Source organism: Marinobacter sp. UBA3607 (assembly GCF_002375525.1).
In the GTDB taxonomy this organism is placed as follows: Bacteria; Pseudomonadota; Gammaproteobacteria; order Pseudomonadales; family Oleiphilaceae; genus Marinobacter; species Marinobacter vinifirmus.
The window spans coordinates 13,550-31,514 of sequence record NZ_DFLY01000002.1; the positions used below are offsets into that span (position 1 = coordinate 13,550).

The following is a 17,965-nucleotide window of genomic DNA, read 5'->3' on the forward strand; positions in this document are numbered from 1 at the left end:
CTGCTCCACTAAACCCGGGATCTATGCAATGCATCTTCCATTCTGGCTGACCACGGCTGTGCTCTTTCCGGTGTTGCTGTATCAGGGTAAGCGCACCCGTCAAACCACGCCACGGCTGCCGGAGGCCTCCGGATCTCCGTGCGGGCAGTATGGCGACGGCGAGCCCGCCCGGCGTATCCTGGTGATTGGCGAATCCACCGCAGCCGGCGTTGGCGCCCAGACCCACGATCAGGGCCTGGCCAGCCAGCTGGCACGGGAGCTCCATGAGGGAACCGGGCAAACCATCGCCTGGCACACCTTCGGGGTTAACGGTATTCGTTTGAATGCCCTGAACCGGGCGCTGGAACAAACAGACTTACCGGAAGCCGATGTGGTTATCCTGAGCATGGGGGTCAACGACACCACCGGTTTTACACCCAGGAAACGATTCCGCCAGCAACTGCTCGACCTGAGGGAGTTTCTCGAAGCACGGTATCCGGCACCCCTGATGCTTCTGAGCGTGCCTCCCATGCACCTGTTCACCGCCCTGCCGGCGCCCTTGCGCTACGTGATGGGATGGCGGGCCAGGCTTCTGGACGACATCTACCGGCAACTGGCCAGCGAAGCGCCGCAGCACTTCCGCTACGCCCGTTACCCGGTGATTGAAGATACCGGGCTGTTGGCCAGCGACGGCTACCACCCCGGCATCAAAGGCTACCGGTACATTGCCGAAGCCCTGGCGCCGGAGCTGAGCCGGGGCATCAGGGCCGATGCTTCTCCGGAGGAATAGAGTAAGTCATGGTGGCATGGGCCACCGGCTCCTCCATGCCAGTGGAATAGATCGACACCTCACCCACCGCCATCGTGCGCCCTACTTTCAGCAAGGTAGCACGGGCCCACACCGCAGCATGGGCGGCGGGCTTGCGCATGAAGTTGATGTTGAAGTTGGTGGTTACCGCCAGGGGTACCAGGCCAATTTTGCCCAGCAAGGCGGCGTACATGGCCACGTCTGCCAGCCCCATCATAACCGGACCAGACACGGTTCCACCGGGGCGCAAGTGGCCGTCGTCCACCTCCAGCTTCATCTCGGCCCAGCCATCCCCCAGCTCCTCCAGGGTGCCGTAGGCGGTACCCTGGGGAAAGTGATCTTCAAGGAAAGCTTTCAGCTCCCCGAATGTTACTTGCATGACTCTAGTGCTCAGTCCGGTTTGTAAAGCCTCAGGATACTCGAAAAGTCCAGATCACCGTTACCCTGCCCGGCATGCAGCTGGAACAGGTTTCGGGCCAGGGAGCCCATGGGGATGGAAGCCTGGTTGGCGACCGCGTTATCAAACGCCAGCCCCAGGTCCTTGGTCATCAGGTTCACCAGGAAACCGCCCTGGTAATCCCGGGATGCCGGCACCCCTTCCATCACACCCGGCCACGGGTTGTACACGTTCAGCGCCCAGTTGCCGCCGGAGCTCTGCTTCATGATTTCCGAGAGTACCGCAGGGTTCAGGCCGTTCTTCACACCCAGAGCCAGGGCTTCACTGGTGCCCGCCATCAGGATGGCCAGCATCATGTTGTTGCAGATCTTGGCGACCTGGCCCGCGCCGTGGGGGCCGGCGTGGAAGATGTTCTTGCCCATGGCTTCCAGAACCGGCCGTGCCTTGTTGTAGGTGGCCACTTCGCCGCCGCAGATAAAGGTCAGCGTACCGGCCTTGGCGCCACCTACGCCGCCGGATACCGGCGCGTCGATAAAGGCCAGGTCTTTTGCCGCTGCGGCTTCTGCCACCGCCCGGGAGGTTTCCGGGGCAATGGTGGAGGAGTCAATCACCAGGGTGCCCGCCGGCAGGGCTGCCAGCAGGCCGTCGTCGCCCAGGTATACCGCTTCCACATGCTTGCCCGCCGGCAGCATGGTGATCACGCACTCGGCGCCCTGGGTTGCCGCTTTAGCTGAATCCGCAGTGCTGGCCCCTTCGGCCACCAACGCTTCAACCGCCGGTTTGGACAGATCGAAAACCGTGACCTCATGCCCCGCCTTCAGCAGGTTGGAGGCCATGGGCCCGCCCATGTTGCCCAGACCAATAAAGGTTACCTTCGCCATCTTGCTTCTCCTTGTTTTTGTAGCAGTGCGCCGGGATTTATCAGTGCCCGGGCGCCTGGCTGAAAAATGCTTCAATCCACTCATTGTCCAGTTCCGCCAGCGACGCATAACGCCAGCGGGGCTGCATGTCTTTGTCGATCAGCAACGCCCGGATACCTTCGGCAAACTCGCCCTTCTTCAGGCAGTTCACCGACATCACCAGCTCGTTATCCAGCACCTGTTTCAGGCTGTCCCGCTGGCTGCGCTGCAGATGTTTCCAGGTCAGGGCCAGCGAGGTGGGGGAGGCACTCGCCAATCCCTTCACGGCTTTGCCCAGCCAGCCCTCACTGCCGCTCAGGTCTTTCAGCTGCGCTACCACCTGCTCAAGGGAATCGCCATCGGTGGCCTGCTGGATATCATCAAAGTGATCACGAACCGCAGACGCCGGCAGCGCCTCCCGGCTTTGCTGTTCATACTGGCGCAGTACCGAGCTGACAACACTATGGGCGCTGGAACCCTGCCAGTTGGCGGAGGCCAGGGCATCAATCACCTGCCCTTTGAGTTCGTGGCTGACGAACCGGTCTGCCATGCCCACAAACAGCGCATCGGCTGGGTTCATGCGGGTGCCGGTCAGCCCCAGAAACATTCCGGTACGCCCGGGCATGCGGTTCAGGAACCAGCCGGCGCCGATATCCGGGTACAGGCCGATGCTCACTTCCGGCATGGCCAGTTTCGAGTGCTCGGTAACCACCCGGTGGGAAGCACCCGCCATCAGGCCGATGCCGCCGCCCATCACAATACCGTTGCCCCAGCACACAACCGGTTTGGGGAAGGTGTGAATCAGGTAATCCAGCTCGTATTCTTCGGTGAAGAACCGCTCGCCTTCAGCCAGCTTTCCCGGCTCGGTCATGCTGCGGTACAGGGACACGATATCGCCACCGGCGCAGAAGGCCTTGTCGCCCTCAGCTTCCAGCCAGACCGCGCATACGCTGTCATCGTCGGCCCAGCGTTGCAGCTGCGGCTTGAGCAGGCGGATCATGTCCATAGACAGCGAATTCAGGTTACGCGGGCTGTTCAGCCTGGCGACCGCAATCCGGCCACCGCCGTTTGTGGTCCACTCTTCAAATACCATCGGTTGATCGCTCATAGCAGCCCCGGGCTTATCGGTTTTTCCATTCCGGCTTGCGCTTCTCGAGGAACGCATTAACGCCTTCTTTCTGGTCTTCGGTGTGGAACAGCTCGACAAACAGTTCCCGCTCCATGCGCCAGCTGTCGGTGTGGCTGCGACCATCCCGGGCACTCATGACCAGCTGCTTGCAACGGGCAATGGAAGACGGGCTCTGCTTACAGGCGCCTTCGGCCAGCTTCAGGGCGGCTTCCAGGCCTTGTCCGGACGGCACCACTTCTTCCACCAGGCCAATCTGCAGCGCCTTGCTGGCATCTATCCGCTCGCCACACAGAATCATGCGCTTGGCCCAGCCCTCGCCTACCAGCCAGGGCAGGTTCTGGGTGCCACCGGCGCAGGGCAGCAGGCCAACACCGGCTTCCGGCAGCGCCATCTGGGCGTGCTCTTCGGCAATGCGGATATCGCAAGACAACGCACATTCCAGGCCACCGCCCATGGCGTAGCCGTTAATGGCGGCAATCGACACACCACGGAAGGCGGTCAGCGTGGCAAAGGCCTGGCCGAACTTCTGGGCCATCTCGTTGGCTCGCGCACGGTCGCCGTCGGCAAAGGTTTTCAGGTCCGCTCCGGCAGAGAAAAATTTCTCACCCTGGCCGGTGACCACCAGCGCGAAGATGTTGCGGTCGGCGTTGAGGTCTTCAATGGTGGCTTCCAGAGCCGCCAGGGAGTCTGCCGTCCAGGTGTTGGCCGGCGGGTTGGCGATGGTCAGGATCGCAATGTGATCGCGCTTTTCCAGTTGAATCAGTTCGCTCATGGTAAATTCCTTTGGTTGTTCCGGTGCTGATGATTACGGCCGGTTACTGGATGGCTTCGGCAACGCCGTCTTCCAGCATGCGGCGGGCAATAATCAGGCGCATGATTTCGTTGGTGCCTTCGAGAATCTGGTGTACCCGAAGGTCCCGCACATAGCGCTCCAGCGGGTATTCCCGAATGTAGCCGTAGCCGCCGTGCAGCTGCAGGGCTTCGTTGGCTACCTCGAAACAGGCATCGGTGGCGAAGCGCTTGGCCATGGCGCAATGCAGGGTGGCTTCCGGGTCGCCGGCATCCAGCTTGAAGGCACCCAAACGCACCATCTGCCGCGCTGCCACCAGGTTGGTGGCCATATCCGCCAGCTTGAACTGCAGGGCCTGGAAGGCTGCCAGTGGCTTACCGAACTGCTGGCGCTCATGCAGGTAATTGCGCGCCCGCAGCAGCGCCGCCTGGGCGCCGCCAAGGGAGCGGGTGGCAATGTTGAGGCGACCGCCGTCCAGGCCCTTCATGGCAAGGGCGAAGCCGTCGCCCTCATTACCGATTCGGTTACTGGCCGGAATGCGCACGTCTTCCAGGGTGACCAGCCGCGTGGGCTGGCTGTGCCAACCCATCTTTTCCTCGTTCTTGCCGCAGGAAACACCCTCGGCATTGGCGGGGATCACAAAGGTGGAGATCCCCTTGGCGCCACTGTCGGCATCACCGGTACGGGCCATCAACACAAGAACATCGGTGGCGCCGGCGCCTGAGATAAACATCTTGCTGCCGTTGATCACATAGCTGCCTCCATCCCGAACCGCCCTGGTACGCAGGCTGGCGGCATCGGAGCCGGCCCCGGGTTCGGTCAGGCAGTAGGAGGCCAGCCATTCACCGCTGGCCAGCCTGGGCACAAACTCCTGCTTCAGGTCGTCCGAGGCAAAGCTGGCTACCATCCAGGTGGCCATGTTGTGAATCGTGATAAAGGCCGCCGTGGACGGGCAGGCCATGGCCAGCTCTTCCACGATCACCGAGGTGTCCATGCGGGACAAGCCCATGCCGCCCAGGGCTTCCGGGGTATAAATCCCCATAAAGCCCATCTCGCCGGCTTCTTTCATCACCTCCAACGGGAAGGTGTGGTCTACATCCCACTGGCCGGCATAGGGTGCCATGGCTTTCTCGGCAAAGGCCCGGGCCGCATCCCGGAACGCCAGCTGGTCTTCGGTCAGGTTGAAATCCATCGTTCAGCTCCCTGCTCGGCGTTACCGGAGTTGGATGGAGAAGTTGGCTTCGGTAGACGTCGCTTCACTGTTAAACCAGCGGGAGGTGACGGTCTTGGTTTCGGTGTAGAAACGCACTGCCTGCTTGCCGTAAGCGTGCTGGTCACCGTAGAAGGAACCTTTCCAGCCAGTGAAAGAGAAGAACGGCAGGGGCACCGGGATGGGAATATTCACACCCACCTGGCCGACTTCGATTTCGTGCTGGAAGCGGCGGGCAGCACCACCGTGGTTAGTGAAGATAGACGTGCCGTTGCCATAAGGACTGTTGTTGATCAGCTCGATGGCTTCGCCAAGGTCGTTCGCGTTCATGCAGGTGAGCACCGGGCCGAAGATTTCTTCTTTATAGATGTCCATTTCCGGCGTGACTTCGCTGAACAGGGTGGGCCCTACCCAGTTACCGTCCGGCAGGCCATCCACTGTGCAGCCGCGACCATCCAGCATCAGCTTCGCGCCCTGGGCCTCGCCGGTGGCAATCAGGGCTTCAACCCGCTCCTTGGCCCTCGGGCTAATCACCGGGCCATAGCTGGCACCGGAGTCGTTCCAGGCGCCCGGGCGCACCTTCGCCATGGCTTCTTTAAGCTCAGGGATCCACTCCTGGGCCGCGCCTACAAACACCGCTACGGAAATGGCCATGCAACGCTGACCGGCGGCGCCCACAGAGGCACCCACCAGGGCATTGATCACCTGCTGCTTGTCGGCATCCGGCATGATCACCATGTGGTTCTTGGCGCCGGCAAAGCTCTGTACGCGCTTCATGTTGCGGGTACCGGTTTCGTAGATGTAGCGGCCGACCGGTACCGAACCCACAAAGGAAATTGCCTTGATGGCGGGATCGTTCAGCAGGGTATCCACCTGCTCCTTGGCACCGTGCACCACCTGCAGAACGCCCTTGGGCGCACCGGCTTCTTCGAACAGTTCTGCCAGGCGCATCGGGGTGAGCGGGTCCTGCTCGGACGGCTTCAGTACAAAGGTGTTACCGCAGGCGATGGCCATGGGGAACATCCACAGGGGAATCATGGCCGGGAAGTTGAACGGGGTAATACCGGCGCAAACGCCCAACGGCTGGATCCACGAGTGGGTATCCACTTCCCGCGCGACGTTTTCAACGGTCTCGCCCATCATCATGGACGCCACGTTGGCGGCATGCTCTACCACTTCGATACCGCGCCAGACATCGCCCTTGGCGTCGTCAAAGGTTTTACCGGTTTCCTGGGACAGGATTTCGGCAATCTCGTCGTGGTGTTCTTTCAGCAGTGCCTGGTAACGCAGCATCACCCGCGCCCGCTCGGATACCGGGGTTTCTTTCCAGCTTTTGAACACTTCGCCGGCGTTGTCGATGGCCTTGCGCATTTCGTCCGCCCTGGCGCAGGGCACCTGGGCGATGACTTCGTTAGTGGCCGGGTTGGTCACGTCGATCCAGTTCTGGGTCTGGCTCTGAACAAATTCACCAGCAATAAACTGAGGTACTTTTTTCATGAGGATGGTCCCTGTTTGTTGTTGTCCGGGAGTGCCGTGGCCCGCTGAATAACGAAACGGACCTGGCGATGATTTTCCAAAAGACTAGCACGCTCCTTGCCGCCTTATGATTGACTAAGTTTCGCCCATGATGGATTATTTTTCGATGACCAGTCATCAAAGCACCAAGCCATCCGCGCAAACCTCCCAGTGGCCTGTTCCTGCGGACAGCGTTCGCTATGTGGTTCCGGAGCCCATCGTCCGCCAACTGGCGCACCACCCACTAACCCGGGAGCTGTACCCTCTGGCCTTCGGCCATTACCGGCGGGCGGCGGGCCATCACATGCATCGGGAACACCATCGTGACAATCTTTTGATCTATTGCACCGATGGCAAAGCCTTTCTGAACGTAGCAGGCGAGCCCTACACCGTGACCGCCGGCGACCTGTTGCTGCTGCCGGCCGGCGCCAGCCATCGCTACACGGCAGACCCGGACAATCCATGGACCATTCACTGGGTGCACTACACCGGCCCGCTGGCCGCAGAGTTTGGTGACTACATGGGATTTGATGACAACACCCGGGTGCTCCATCTGGGGCGCCAGCCCCGCCTGCTGGTAGACTTCAACGGCCTGCTGTCGGTACGCCAGACCGGCTTCCGCACCAAGGGGCTGATCCACGCCAGCAATCGCCTGCGACAGCTGCTGAGTGCCGTCCCCATGAACGTGGATGAAACCAGCCAGGCTCGGCAGGCCGAGCTGGACACCCTTCACAACTACATGCGTGAACACCTGGAAGAGCGACTGACCTTGCAGCAACTGGCCGAACTCAGCGGGCTGTCACCGGCCCATTTCGCCACCCGTTACCGGGAACAGACCGGCACCTCACCGATTCAGCATTTCCTGCACCTGAAGGTGGAGCGGGCCTGCGAACTGCTGGACACCACCAGCCACACCTTCGCTGACATCAGCCGGCAACTGGGTTACGACGACGCCTATTACTTCTCCCGGCTGTTCAAGAAGGTGATGGGCAAATCCCCCAGCGACTACCGGCATACCGCCAGGCACTGACCCATTGGCGCAGATAGCCTGGCTCCCTGGCCCGACTGCAATTGGCAAGGCGACAAAATTCCGGTATCACACAGGCTTCACTTATTCATTCGGGAGGCGCAGATGCAGCCACTGGATATTCAGGTAGTTGACCAGGCCATCAGCTGGTGCGATGGCGGTCAGGATTTCTGGCTGTGTACGGTACTCAGTACCTTCGGCTCCTCTCCCCGGGCGCCGGGCTCCTGGCTGGTAGCACAGGCCAATGGCGACCATTGCGGCTCGTTGTCAGGCGGCTGTGTGGAAGAGGACTTTCTCGAACGCCTGCAGGAAGGCGAATTCCAGGGCCGCATCAACCGAATCCGCTACGGTGCCGCCGATGGCCTGGACAATCCCAGAGTCAGCCTGCCCTGCGGTGGCGTTCTGGATGTGCTGATCGAGCACTTTCCCGCCTCCGCCTCATCCCGGGAGCACTTCCTGGCACTTCGGGCCGCCTTGAGCGGCCAGGGCCATGTGGCTCGAAAGGTTTGCCTGAAAACCGGCGAAGCCAGTGTCGAGCCAGACCGGGAAACGGGCCAGAAAGTGATGGAAGACGAAACAACCGCCACCCTGAAACTGCGGGTGGGGCCGGTATCCCGGTTGCTCATTGCCGGCTTGTCGCCGGTGGCCACCGCCTGCGCCAGCTTTGCCCATAGCCTGGGTTTCGAGGTGATCGTATGTGACCCGCGCCAGGAAGAAGTCTGCAACTTCAACGTACCCGGCGTTACCCTGCGCCAGGAGCTGCCCTCCGTGTGGATTGCCCGCGAAGGCTGCCACGGAGCAACCGCGGTGGTTGCCCTCACCCACGACCCGAAGATTGACGACACCGCCCTGATGGAAGCGGTGAAAACCGACGCTTTCTACATCGGCGTGATGGGTTCTTTGCGCACCTCGGAAAAACGCCGGGAGCGTTTACTGCGCATTGGCGGGCTGAACGAGCAGCAGGTTGAGCGAATCCGAATGCCCATCGGCCTGAATATCGGCAGCAAGACACCGGCGGAGATCGCCCTGTCTGTGATGGCGGATATTGTTCGGGTCCGCCAGGGCATTGCGAAGGATAACCTCTGATATTTTTTCAGTATGTCCTAATCTATCCCAAACAAATCTCCGTACAACTGATCACCCTGCCCAACTTATACCCGGGCGGGGGCCAATCAACTGTATGGAGAGAACCATGAACAAGCACAACAAAACCCGCTCCCTGTTCACCGTAGCCCTGCTGGCCGGTAGCCTCAGCGCCGGAACCGCACTGGCAGACCACCACGGCAACAACAAAGTGGGCGTATGGGGCGACGACCAGTCTGTGTCTGAAGGCACGGTAACCGCCAAGAAAGTCATGACAGAAAAGAACGGCTGGCTGGTAGTGCACCGCACCGATGAAGCCATGAAACCCGGCCCGGTAGTGGGCTATGCGCCCCTGAAGAAAGGTAAGAACATGGACGTAGCCGCCATTCTCACCGAAGAAGTGGCCGCCGGTGACATGCTGATGCTGATGATTCACAGCGAAGACGGCGGCATGAAAACCGGTGTATTCGAATACACCCTGGGCGCCAAGGAAGACGGCCCCATCCGGATGGATGGCAAGTTGGTGATGGCGACGATTACGGCGCAATAAGCTGCCAGGAAACGCCAGTCGCGTTTGCAGGAACCTATCAGAAAATCCCCCGGCAGATTGAACTACCGGGGGATTTTTTCTTTACCGGATGATAGCTCTCATCACGGAGTCACTGGCCTGGCCAGCCTGATCACCTCTCGTGCGGGATCCTGTCGAATCTCCTCCTCCGTGTAGGGGAATCGAATCCATTCTTTGTTGGAATAGGCTTCCGTCATATCGCGATAGTATGGCGAGGCAGGGTCGGTAGATTGGGAGTAGGTCACGAAACCTTCGGCAACGGGATTGCCGTCGTCGTCCCAGGTTACGGTCTGGATGTAGCTGTTTCCGAACAGAACCGGATAACCGCCATTGTCTGCCAACCCGCTTCCGCCGGTCGAGGCGATGGTGAAGGCCCCCTCGAAACTCTCGCCGCCAAATACCGGAATCCGGCTGTCTCCGTGAACACCCGAATATTGGATATCCTCAAGTTTTGCGTCGAAGGCTACACCGGCATCCTGTATTGCCTGAACTGCCGACACAAAAGCCTGAATCACCAAGGGATCCAAGGGGTTAAACATTCGCGGCGTATTAACAGGATCTGTCGAGACAAAGGGAACCAACCACTTAACCGGCGAATCCACTGGCAAGGGATTAATTCGACTCCAGAACTCGCGCCAGATATGACCACCACGGGAATCCAGATTGTAGGTTCCATCCCACGCCGCTAGCGCGGTGCAGGCCTCACCTTGCCCTGACTGGGTTAGCCCATTCAACACATCGGTTAAAGGATTGCAGTAGGCATCTAACACCGCATTCCTGGCCAGACGCTCGGACATCACCTGGCTGCCCAGAACAGTCTCCTGAAGGTTGCCCATATCAAAACCCAGTTCCCCGGGTTTACCGTCCGAGCCATCGAGCCGCTCTTCCACCTGGGTGATACACAACCGGGTACGCAGCGTGCGGGCGGTCCCTTCATCACCGATAATGCTGGCAAAGCCGGTCAGCGGCTGTTCCGGGTTGGTCAGCCAGTAGCTGTCGTTACAGTTATGAACCCAGTCACTTCGCGTCAGACTTGGCAAGTTGCCCCGCCCGAACACCCCCTCCGCCGGCGCGTCTTCGTCTGAACCCCAGGCACATGCTGCCCGGCTGCCATCCAGAATCGGCAGGCCAGGCATCACCTGGCCAAGAACAGGAGACAAGGCCGTAGCACAGCTGGTTGCCAGTTCATCAGTAACATGCGGAACAACTGTCAGATCACCGTAGTAAGCTGCTTTACCCGGGCCAGTCGCGATGGTATTCACCCATGGCGTGCCCAGCACACTGCCGTGCAACTCAACGAATTCGTCGAAGCTCGAGGCCTGGTTCCAACGGAAAAACTGGTTCAGCATGCGGTCGTTTTCGGCATTGGCATCCCTGAGGGTGTACGCCTTTAACGGCGACCAGGAGAGTATCGGGATTCCGGATACCTCGTACTCCAGCATCGGCCCATAATGGGAATGGTAAAGCGTCCGAACCTCCTCAGTCACAGATCCGTCCGGGTTCAGCGCTTCCACCACAATTTCTTGAGAGGTCATGTCTATCCACTCCCCCTCATACCAGTATTGGGTCGGGTCAGTGGGGTTCAACGACAACTCGTAAAACGAGAACCGGTAGGCTGTGGAGACTGTGTGGCTCCAGGCAAAGTGTTCGTTAAAGCCAATCAGGACCGCCGGCAATCCATAGAGTGCCGCCCCCATGATCTCGGCTCTATCCCCTACTTTCAGGTGCGCAAGATAAAGCCGCTCGGTCTTCTCCCAGGGAAAATGCGGGTTGCCGAACAGCAGGGATTGTCCATCCCGGGTGGCCTCTTCGGAAAGCGCATACATGTTGCTGCCGATATTGAGTTCCCGAGAGAGCGGGAACGGCAACGCACCATCCAGTGACTCCAACATATCGCCCAGAATATCCGGGTCTGGCGCCGCAGCATCCACGGACCCCAGTGCAGGAGGCTGCGCGGTGGCTATACCTTCCACAAAGACCGAAGAACTGGCTAACACGGCCAGCCGGAAATAGCGGCGGAACATGTCGTCCTCAGTGAGTGGCAATAGCCAGTCGCTGTTTCTGCACGCAAGGTGACGACCGGAATGATCGCCCGTGCGGATTTCCTCCAGATACTGATTGTAACCGTCCACATAGCCTTTCGTGGCGGCAATGACTTCCGGGTCACTGTTACTTTTGAAGGCTTCAATAGCCTCGTCAGTGATAACCGACCGCCAGAAGAAGTCGGCATCCACGTTACTTGCTTCAGCATCATTAGATGGAATGGAATATCGACCCTCGCCACCCAGGTAGCGGGCCCGCAGCCCCCGGACCGTCAGGGTGTCTTCAGCAAGCAGGCAAAGATTGTCTTCTGCCTGAACATAGCCGTAGCCATACCCCATACCAGCAAAGTCCGGCGCTTCGATATGGGGTATACCAAAAGATGTCCTGGTAATCGTTACTCCCGCAGGGCGTTCAAGCCTGGGAGCCTCGGTATCAGGCTCTGCCCGGCTCTCTTGTGCAGAGTTACCACCGCCCGAACTCAGGCAGCCCGTTGTCGAGGCCACCAGCACAGCCAGCAGCATGGCGCGCTTTGTTGTCATCATGTTGGTTGCTCCATTGTGCTTGGTTCTTTTTATAGTGACCGGCCTGTCGGCCAGTTTTTATACACCAAGACAATTTATCGCATAACACAAAACATACCAACTATTATGACCGGTACAGTGGCTCATCGTTGGAGCTACATCCCTACCAAATCATGGCAATCCGCATAGAATCGCCCTGGCGGTTTTCCCTCCGCAAATCATGTACGCACAACCCCCGATCCCGACAGTGAAATTTATGTAGCGCCTACCCTCACATCGTGTTAAAAATCGCTCGGATCCCTACCAGAACCGCGTGCGTCCTGCACGTTTTGTATCCATCCCTTTTCAGTGAGGGACACCATCCAATGTTCAAGTTGTGTAAGCCACAGGCGCTTGCCGCCGCTGTTGCGTTGTCTCTGGGTGCCTCTTCGGTTTTTGCTGCCGGAGAAGTACGTGTTTACAACTGGTCTGACTACATCGCCGAGGACACCCTGGCGAAGTTCACCCAGGAAACCGGCATCAAGGTTGTCTACGACGTTTACGACAGCAACGAGGTGCTGGAGGCCGCCCTGTTGTCTGGCCGCTCCGGCTATGACCTTGTTGTGCCCTCCAACCACTACGTAGCCAAGCAGATTTCTGCCAAGGCTTTTGTAGCACTGGGCCACAGCAAGCTGCCGAACATGGCTAACCTCAACCCGGACCTGATGGATGATCTGGAAAAGGTGGACCCGGGCAACCAGTTCTCCCTGCCTTACCTGTGGGGCACCAACGGCTATGGCTACAACGAAGGCCGCATCCAGACCATTCTGGGCGACAGTGCCCCGACCGACTCCTGGGCCCTGGTGTTTGATCCCGAAGTGACCGGCAAGCTGGCCGCTGGTGGCTGTGGCATTGCCATGCTGGATTCCGGTGAAGAAATGGTGCGTGCCGCCATGGCCTACATCGGCCTGGACCCGAACAGCAACAACGCCGACGACATCAAGAAAGGCGGTGAAGTGATCAAGGCTGTGCGCCCGAACATCACCTATTTCCACTCTTCCCGTTACATTGGCGATCTGGCTAACGGCGACCTGTGCGTAGCCGCCGGCTACTCCGGCGACATCCTGCAGGCCGCTGCCCGCGCGGAAGAAGCCGAGAACGGCAACGTCATCCGCTACACCATCCCCAAGGAGGGCGCGGTGCTGTGGTTTGACATGATGACCATTCCGGCCGGCGCGCCGAATGTGGAGAACGCCCACAAGCTGATGAACTTCCTGATGCGCCCGGAAATCATCGCCGATGTCACCAACTACGTGTGGTACGCCAACCCGAACAAACCGGCCAACGAGTTTGTGGATCCGGAAATCCTCAATGACACCAGCATCTACCCCACCGACGAGGTGATGAAGAAGCTGTATATCATGGAAGGTCGGCCTCAGGATGCGCAGCGCCTGATGACCCGTACCTGGACCAGCGTGAAATCCGGTCGCTGACGGTGGCCGTGATCAACAATACCTCCGCGCAAGCGGAGGTGCTCCTCAGCATCAAAGGCATTTCCAAGAGCTTCGACAGCACCCTGGCGGTGGACGACGTGAGTCTGGACATCCACAAGGGCGAGATCTTCGCCCTGTTGGGTGGCTCCGGCTCTGGCAAGTCCACCCTGCTGCGCATGCTCGCGGGCTTTGAAACCCCGGATTCCGGCCGCATCGTGCTGGACGGTCAGGACATCACTGCCCTGCCTCCCTACCTACGCCCCACCAACATGATGTTCCAGTCCTATGCCCTGTTTCCCCACATGACGGTGGAGCAGAACATTGCCATGGGCCTGAAGCAGGACAAGCTGCCGAAAAGCGAAATCGCCGACCGGGTGGCGGCCATGCTCAAGCTGGTAAAAATGGAAGCCTACGGCAAACGCCGGCCACAGCAGTTGTCTGGTGGACAGCAACAGCGCGTGGCCCTGGCCCGCTCCCTGGCCAAGCGCCCGAAGCTGTTGTTGCTGGACGAACCCATGGGCGCGCTGGACAAAAAACTGCGCACGGAAATGCAGCTGGAACTGGTGGATATCCTGGAGAAAGTGGGCGTGACCTGCCTGATGGTGACCCACGACCAGGAAGAAGCCATGACCATGGCCAGCCGCATTGCCATCATGTCTTACGGCCGGATTGCCCAGGTGGGCTCGCCCATTGATATCTACGAGAGCCCGAACAGCCGTATGACGGCGGAGTTCATCGGCTCGGTGAATATCTTCGCGGCGAACATCCTGGAAGACAACTCCGACAGCATCTCGCTCACCAGCGACCTGCTGGACGCACCAGTGTTTATCGACCGGGGTGTAACCACGCCCGCAGAAACCACGGAAACCCTGATCGCCCTGCGCCCGGAGAAGATCTACCTGACTACCGAGAAACCCGAGGGCGACACCAACTGGAGCTGCGGCACAGTAGACAACATCGCCTACCTGGGCGACATCACGTCTTACTACGTGAAGCTGGCCAGTGGCAAGCGGGTACAGGCCACCATGGCCAACGTGGAACGCCGGGGTGAGCGGCCTACCTGGGGTGACCGGGTGTATGTGTCCTGGGAAGCCTCCAGCCCTATCCTGCTCTGGAACTGACGCCATGACCAAGAAGCTTCTGGCAACCCCTCTTGCTGAGCGGGTGCGTGCGGTGGTATTCCATCGCCGGGTGGTGTTTGGCGTGCCGTTCGCCTGGCTACTGCTGTTCTTCCTGCTGCCGTTTGCGCTGGTGCTGAAGATCAGCCTGACCTCGGCGGTGATGGCGATTCCGCCTTACGAGCCCGTGTTCCGGTGGGTGGATAACACCCTGTCGGTGGTGGTGAACTTTGGCAATTACCTGTTCCTGGCCTCCGACAGCCTGTACATCGCCGCTTACTGGGGCTCGGTGAAAACCGCGTTTCTGGCCACCCTGTTTTGCCTGCTGATCGGCTACCCCATGGCCTACGCCATGGCCCGCGCGCCCAAGCACTGGCAGCTGGTGTTCCTGCTGATGGTGATGCTGCCGTCCTGGACCTCGTTCCTGATTCGCGTATATGCGTGGATGGGCATTCTGGGTAACCAGGGGCTGCTGAACAGCTTCCTGATGTGGCTGGGGCTGATCGACTCACCCCTGAAGATGCTGAACACCAACTTTGCGGTGATTCTGGGCATTGTCTACGCCTACCTGCCGTTCATGATCCTGCCCATCTACACCAACCTGGTGAAGCTGGACGTGCGCCTGCTGGAGGCAGCATCGGATCTTGGCTGCCGTAGCCTGACTACTTTCTGGGCGATCACCTTGCCGTTATCCAAGGCCGGTATTCTGGCGGGCTCCATGCTGGTGTTCATTCCGGCGGTGGGTGAGTTCGTGATTCCGGAACTGCTGGGCGGGCCGGATACCCTGATGATCGGCAAGGTGTTGTGGGAGGAGTTCTTCAACAACCGCGACTGGCCGGTGGCTTCTTCACTGGCGATTGTGATGCTGGCGCTGCTGTTGATTCCGATTGTGCTGTTCCACCGCTTCCAGGCACGGGAGATGGAAAAGAATGGTTAGGCTAAGAGCTCCCGGTTTCTCCAAATCCATGCTGGTACTGGGCATGCTGTTCCTGTACCTGCCGATGGTGGTGTTGATCGTTTACTCGTTCAACGCCTCGCGGCTGGTTTCGGTATGGGCCGGATTTTCCACGAAATGGTACGGCGCGCTGTTTGCCAATGAGCAAATCCTGTCTGCCGTCTGGATGAGCCTGCGCATTGCCTTCTACTCCGCCAGCATGGCGGTGTGCCTGGGCACCTTGTGTGCGTTTGTGATTACCCGGTTCAAGAAGATGCGCGGGCGCACGCTGCTGTCCAGCATGATCACGGCGCCGCTGGTGATGCCAGAGGTGATCACCGGTTTGTCGCTGTTGCTGCTGTTTGTGCAGATGGCGCAGCTGATTGGCTGGCCGGTGGACCGTGGCATGGCGACGATCTGGATTGCTCACACGACCTTTTGCAGTGCGTATGTGGCGGTGGTGGTGAGTGCGCGGTTGCGGGAGGTGGATTTGTCCATTGAGGAAGCGGCCATGGATCTGGGCTGTTCGCCGCTGAAGACTTTCTTTGTAATCACGCTGCCGGTGATTGCGCCGGCGTTGGTGTCAGGCTGGTTGCTGGCGTTTACTTTGTCGCTGGATGATCTGGTGATTGCCAGTTTTGTGTCCGGGCCGGGGGCGACGACGTTGCCGATGGTTGTGTTCTCGTCTGTGCGGATGGGGGTGTCGCCGGAGATTAATGCGTTGGCTACTTTGATTATTGCGGCGGTTTCGGTGATTGCCTTCATTGCCTGGTTCTGGATGCGGCGGGCTGAGAAGCGGCGGCTTAGGCCTCGGTGAGTGGCAGGCTCGGGGTCGGGCTTGGGCTCCTATCCGTTTGGTTTTGGGGCGGGCTGGGAGGTGGGGAGGGATTTTCTTCTGGAAAAAACAACTCGCTTCGCTCAGACATCTTTTTTCCTGCCAGAAAATCCCTCCCCACCTCCCGCCGGCAGAACCTTTTTGAAAACAGCTGGGTAGGACTTCTTGGCTCGCTCGCTGACTTACTTACTGACTGGCTGACTGACTGACTGACTGACTGACTGACTGACGAGTGTGCGTTAGCGATTATGTGCCATCAACTTGTGTGAGGATGTGAGTCAGGCCGTTGCATTCCACCATGGGGTCGTCGCAGTTCACTATTATGTCGGACTTTGCGATGACGTAGGCTTTGCCGGTTATGTTGTTTTTGACCACCTGATACTCCCCTTCCTTGTCCACTGCTGTGAATTCTCCGATGAACCCGGTTTCCCTCAGGGATATGGTTTCGAGTTTGTCGCCGGGTTTGATGTGGTCTTCGTAGTTCATTAACGCCAGTCTTGCGGAGGTTCCGGTACCCGTGGTGCTTCGGCAGATGACGCCGGGATGGACGTAGGTTGCTGAGCGTGATCGGTAGTAGCCTCCGGCTATTGGTTCTACCGGGCCCATGAAGTGTAGGAACGGGAGGGGGCCTACGTCGCCCAGGGTGTAGTGGGAGAAGCCTCTTTCGGCCTGGATGGCTTCGACGATGGCGTGGGCGGTTTGGGCCAGCTGGCGTTCTTCGTCCAGGGTGAGGTCGAAGCCGAGGGATTTGGCGTCTACCAGGGCGTAGAAGCCGCCGCTGTAGGCGACGCTGTAGTTGACCTTGCCGATGCCGGGTACGTTGATGCTGGTGTTGTGGGTGTGGATGTAGCTGGGCAGGCCTTCGCAGGTGATGGCTTCTACTACGCCGTTGTGCACGGTGGCTTCTATGTTTACCAGGCCGGCGGGGGATTCGAGTTTGAAGTGTTGTTTGCCTTCGCGTTTGGGCACGATGCCGGTTTCCAGTACGGCGGTGGCGGTGCAGATGGTGTTGGAGCCGGAGTAGATGGGGTAGCCCATGACTTCCATGATAATGTAACCGGCGGCGGCTTCGGGGTTGGTGGCGGGTACCAGCAGGTCTACGGACATTTCGGGGATGCCGTAGGGTTCTTCCAGCAGCAACCGCCGCAGGCCGTCGGCGTCGTCGCGCAGGTATTCCATCTGGGCCCTTACCGTATTTCCCGGCAAGTCGATGATGCCACCAGTAACGATGCGGCTGACGTCACCGCCGGCGTGGGTATCCATCAATTGAATGGTGAGTTCAGGTTTCATCCGCCCGCCCCCACGGCAAAGGGTTGGCCGTGTACCTGCCACTGGGCATCCGGCACGATCACGATCTTGCCCAGGTAGTTGCTGCCACGGTTCACGAAATACTCTTCGGCTTTGTGCAGGTCAGACAGTTTGAACGCGCCGTGCAGGACGGGTTTCAGCTGGCCATCGCGTATCCAGGTCATCAGCTGGTTTGCTTCTTCGCGGGTGCCGTGAGACACGCCGAAGATCTGCACCTGGTACAGGTAGATTCGGGTCCAGAGGATTTCGCTGATGTTGCCGCCACTGGCGCCGGCGATGCTCAGGCGCGGGTAGGTGCTGCGGGCGTTCATGTCGAAGATCATGGCGTC

At 59.5% G+C, this 17,965-nt stretch carries 16 protein-coding genes and 1 pseudogene; 8 read left to right on the forward strand and 9 right to left on the reverse strand.

The annotated features are described in order from the left end of the window. Nucleotides 1–28 precede the first annotated feature (28 nt). A complete protein-coding gene (locus B2589_RS00155; protein ID WP_286815247.1) occupies nucleotides 29–769 on the forward strand; it encodes an SGNH/GDSL hydrolase family protein in 741 nt (246 codons plus the stop codon). Here B2589_RS00155 and B2589_RS00160 read toward each other — a convergent pair. Genes B2589_RS00160 through B2589_RS00185 form a run of 6 tightly spaced genes read right to left on the reverse strand, consistent with a single transcriptional unit; the run spans nucleotide 741 to nucleotide 6,709 of the window. Next, nucleotides 741–1,166, reverse strand: a complete 426-nt coding sequence (locus B2589_RS00160; protein WP_286815248.1) for a PaaI family thioesterase — start codon at nucleotides 1,164–1,166, stop codon at nucleotides 741–743. The two genes, B2589_RS00155 and B2589_RS00160, sit on opposite strands and share 29 nt — an antisense overlap. Before the next feature lie 11 nt (nucleotides 1,167–1,177). Beyond that, nucleotides 1,178–2,065: a 3-hydroxyisobutyrate dehydrogenase gene (gene mmsB, locus B2589_RS00165; RefSeq protein WP_286815249.1), complete on the reverse strand. Its 888-nt coding sequence runs from the start codon at nucleotides 2,063–2,065 to the stop codon at nucleotides 1,178–1,180. Between the two features lie 40 nt (nucleotides 2,066–2,105). Further along, nucleotides 2,106–3,191: an enoyl-CoA hydratase/isomerase family protein gene (locus B2589_RS00170; RefSeq protein ID WP_286815250.1), complete on the reverse strand. Its 1,086-nt coding sequence runs from the start codon at nucleotides 3,189–3,191 to the stop codon at nucleotides 2,106–2,108. Between the two features lie 13 nt (nucleotides 3,192–3,204). After that, a complete protein-coding gene (locus B2589_RS00175; protein ID WP_286815251.1) occupies nucleotides 3,205–3,984 on the reverse strand; it encodes an enoyl-CoA hydratase in 780 nt (259 codons plus the stop codon). Nucleotides 3,985–4,027: 43 nt separating this feature from the next. Further along, the gene (locus tag B2589_RS00180; protein ID WP_286815252.1) at nucleotides 4,028–5,194 is read right to left on the reverse strand and encodes an acyl-CoA dehydrogenase family protein; all 1,167 of its coding nucleotides are present in this window, start codon (nucleotides 5,192–5,194) and stop codon (nucleotides 4,028–4,030) included. A 21-nt stretch (nucleotides 5,195–5,215) separates the two neighbouring features. Continuing rightward, nucleotides 5,216–6,709, reverse strand: coding sequence for a CoA-acylating methylmalonate-semialdehyde dehydrogenase (locus B2589_RS00185; RefSeq protein ID WP_286815253.1), 1,494 nt, complete (start codon nucleotides 6,707–6,709; stop codon nucleotides 5,216–5,218). Nucleotides 6,710–6,836: 127 nt separating this feature from the next. On the opposite strand from B2589_RS00185, the gene B2589_RS00190 reads away from it, so the two are divergent. The 3 genes from B2589_RS00190 (at nucleotide 6,837) to B2589_RS00200 (ending at nucleotide 9,387) form a co-directional block, all read left to right on the forward strand. Beyond that, nucleotides 6,837–7,757: an AraC family transcriptional regulator gene (locus B2589_RS00190; RefSeq protein ID WP_286815255.1), complete on the forward strand. Its 921-nt coding sequence runs from the start codon at nucleotides 6,837–6,839 to the stop codon at nucleotides 7,755–7,757. Between the two features lie 102 nt (nucleotides 7,758–7,859). Continuing rightward, nucleotides 7,860–8,840: an XdhC family protein gene (locus tag B2589_RS00195; protein WP_022989447.1), complete on the forward strand. Its 981-nt coding sequence runs from the start codon at nucleotides 7,860–7,862 to the stop codon at nucleotides 8,838–8,840. A 106-nt stretch (nucleotides 8,841–8,946) separates the two neighbouring features. Then, complete coding sequence (locus B2589_RS00200) at nucleotides 8,947–9,387, forward strand: DUF7282 domain-containing protein (protein ID WP_286815256.1); 441 nt, start codon at nucleotides 8,947–8,949, stop codon at nucleotides 9,385–9,387. Between the two features lie 101 nt (nucleotides 9,388–9,488). On the opposite strand, the gene B2589_RS00205 is transcribed toward B2589_RS00200, so the two are convergent. Beyond that, nucleotides 9,489–11,990, reverse strand: coding sequence for a penicillin acylase family protein (locus tag B2589_RS00205; protein ID WP_286815257.1), 2,502 nt, complete (start codon nucleotides 11,988–11,990; stop codon nucleotides 9,489–9,491). Between the two features lie 344 nt (nucleotides 11,991–12,334). Here B2589_RS00205 and B2589_RS00210 point away from each other — a divergent pair, with 344 nt between their 5' ends. From B2589_RS00210 to B2589_RS00225, 4 genes are read left to right on the forward strand one after another with little or no spacing between them, the layout of a single operon-like run. Next, nucleotides 12,335–13,441: a polyamine ABC transporter substrate-binding protein gene (locus B2589_RS00210; RefSeq protein WP_286815258.1), complete on the forward strand. Its 1,107-nt coding sequence runs from the start codon at nucleotides 12,335–12,337 to the stop codon at nucleotides 13,439–13,441. Nucleotides 13,442–13,449: 8 nt separating this feature from the next. After that, nucleotides 13,450–14,562, forward strand: coding sequence for a polyamine ABC transporter ATP-binding protein (potA, locus tag B2589_RS00215; protein WP_414673911.1), 1,113 nt, complete (start codon nucleotides 13,450–13,452; stop codon nucleotides 14,560–14,562). A 4-nt stretch (nucleotides 14,563–14,566) separates the two neighbouring features. Next, a complete protein-coding gene (locus B2589_RS00220) occupies nucleotides 14,567–15,496 on the forward strand; it encodes an ABC transporter permease subunit (protein ID WP_286815260.1) in 930 nt (309 codons plus the stop codon). Beyond that, nucleotides 15,489–16,310 carry an ABC transporter permease subunit gene (locus B2589_RS00225; RefSeq protein WP_286815261.1) on the forward strand — a complete coding sequence of 274 codons (822 nt, stop codon included), beginning with the start codon at nucleotides 15,489–15,491 and terminating at the stop codon, nucleotides 16,308–16,310. Before B2589_RS00220 ends, B2589_RS00225 begins: the two co-directional genes overlap by 8 nt. A 264-nt stretch (nucleotides 16,311–16,574) precedes the next feature. Here B2589_RS00225 and B2589_RS00230 read toward each other — a convergent pair whose 3' ends face one another. Next, the gene (locus B2589_RS00230; protein ID WP_286815262.1) at nucleotides 16,575–17,618 is read right to left on the reverse strand and encodes a proline racemase family protein; all 1,044 of its coding nucleotides are present in this window, start codon (nucleotides 17,616–17,618) and stop codon (nucleotides 16,575–16,577) included. Next, a pseudogene (locus B2589_RS00235) lies at nucleotides 17,615–17,965 on the reverse strand (alcohol dehydrogenase); the annotation flags it as partial. The pseudogene B2589_RS00235 and the gene B2589_RS00230, both read right to left, overlap by 4 nt.

What these genes read in the sequence shown, in the direction of transcription:
- B2589_RS00155 (WP_286815247.1), top strand. Translation starts at nt 29, where the DNA reads ATGCATCTTCCATTCTGGCTGACCACGGCTGTGCTCTTTCCGGTGTTG.
- B2589_RS00160 (WP_286815248.1), bottom strand. Translation starts at nt 1,166, where the DNA reads ATGCAAGTAACATTCGGGGAGCTGAAAGCTTTCCTTGAAGATCACTTT.
- mmsB (WP_286815249.1), bottom strand. Translation starts at nt 2,065, where the DNA reads ATGGCGAAGGTAACCTTTATTGGTCTGGGCAACATGGGCGGGCCCATG.
- B2589_RS00170 (WP_286815250.1), bottom strand. Translation starts at nt 3,191, where the DNA reads ATGAGCGATCAACCGATGGTATTTGAAGAGTGGACCACAAACGGCGGT.
- B2589_RS00175 (WP_286815251.1), bottom strand. Translation starts at nt 3,984, where the DNA reads ATGAGCGAACTGATTCAACTGGAAAAGCGCGATCACATTGCGATCCTG.
- B2589_RS00180 (WP_286815252.1), bottom strand. Translation starts at nt 5,194, where the DNA reads ATGGATTTCAACCTGACCGAAGACCAGCTGGCGTTCCGGGATGCGGCC.
- B2589_RS00185 (WP_286815253.1), bottom strand. Translation starts at nt 6,709, where the DNA reads ATGAAAAAAGTACCTCAGTTTATTGCTGGTGAATTTGTTCAGAGCCAG.
- B2589_RS00190 (WP_286815255.1), top strand. Translation starts at nt 6,837, where the DNA reads ATGATGGATTATTTTTCGATGACCAGTCATCAAAGCACCAAGCCATCC.
- B2589_RS00195 (WP_022989447.1), top strand. Translation starts at nt 7,860, where the DNA reads ATGCAGCCACTGGATATTCAGGTAGTTGACCAGGCCATCAGCTGGTGC.
- B2589_RS00200 (WP_286815256.1), top strand. Translation starts at nt 8,947, where the DNA reads ATGAACAAGCACAACAAAACCCGCTCCCTGTTCACCGTAGCCCTGCTG.
- B2589_RS00205 (WP_286815257.1), bottom strand. Translation starts at nt 11,990, where the DNA reads ATGATGACAACAAAGCGCGCCATGCTGCTGGCTGTGCTGGTGGCCTCG.
- B2589_RS00210 (WP_286815258.1), top strand. Translation starts at nt 12,335, where the DNA reads ATGTTCAAGTTGTGTAAGCCACAGGCGCTTGCCGCCGCTGTTGCGTTG.
- B2589_RS00220 (WP_286815260.1), top strand. Translation starts at nt 14,567, where the DNA reads ATGACCAAGAAGCTTCTGGCAACCCCTCTTGCTGAGCGGGTGCGTGCG.
- B2589_RS00225 (WP_286815261.1), top strand. Translation starts at nt 15,489, where the DNA reads ATGGTTAGGCTAAGAGCTCCCGGTTTCTCCAAATCCATGCTGGTACTG.
- B2589_RS00230 (WP_286815262.1), bottom strand. Translation starts at nt 17,618, where the DNA reads ATGAAACCTGAACTCACCATTCAATTGATGGATACCCACGCCGGCGGT.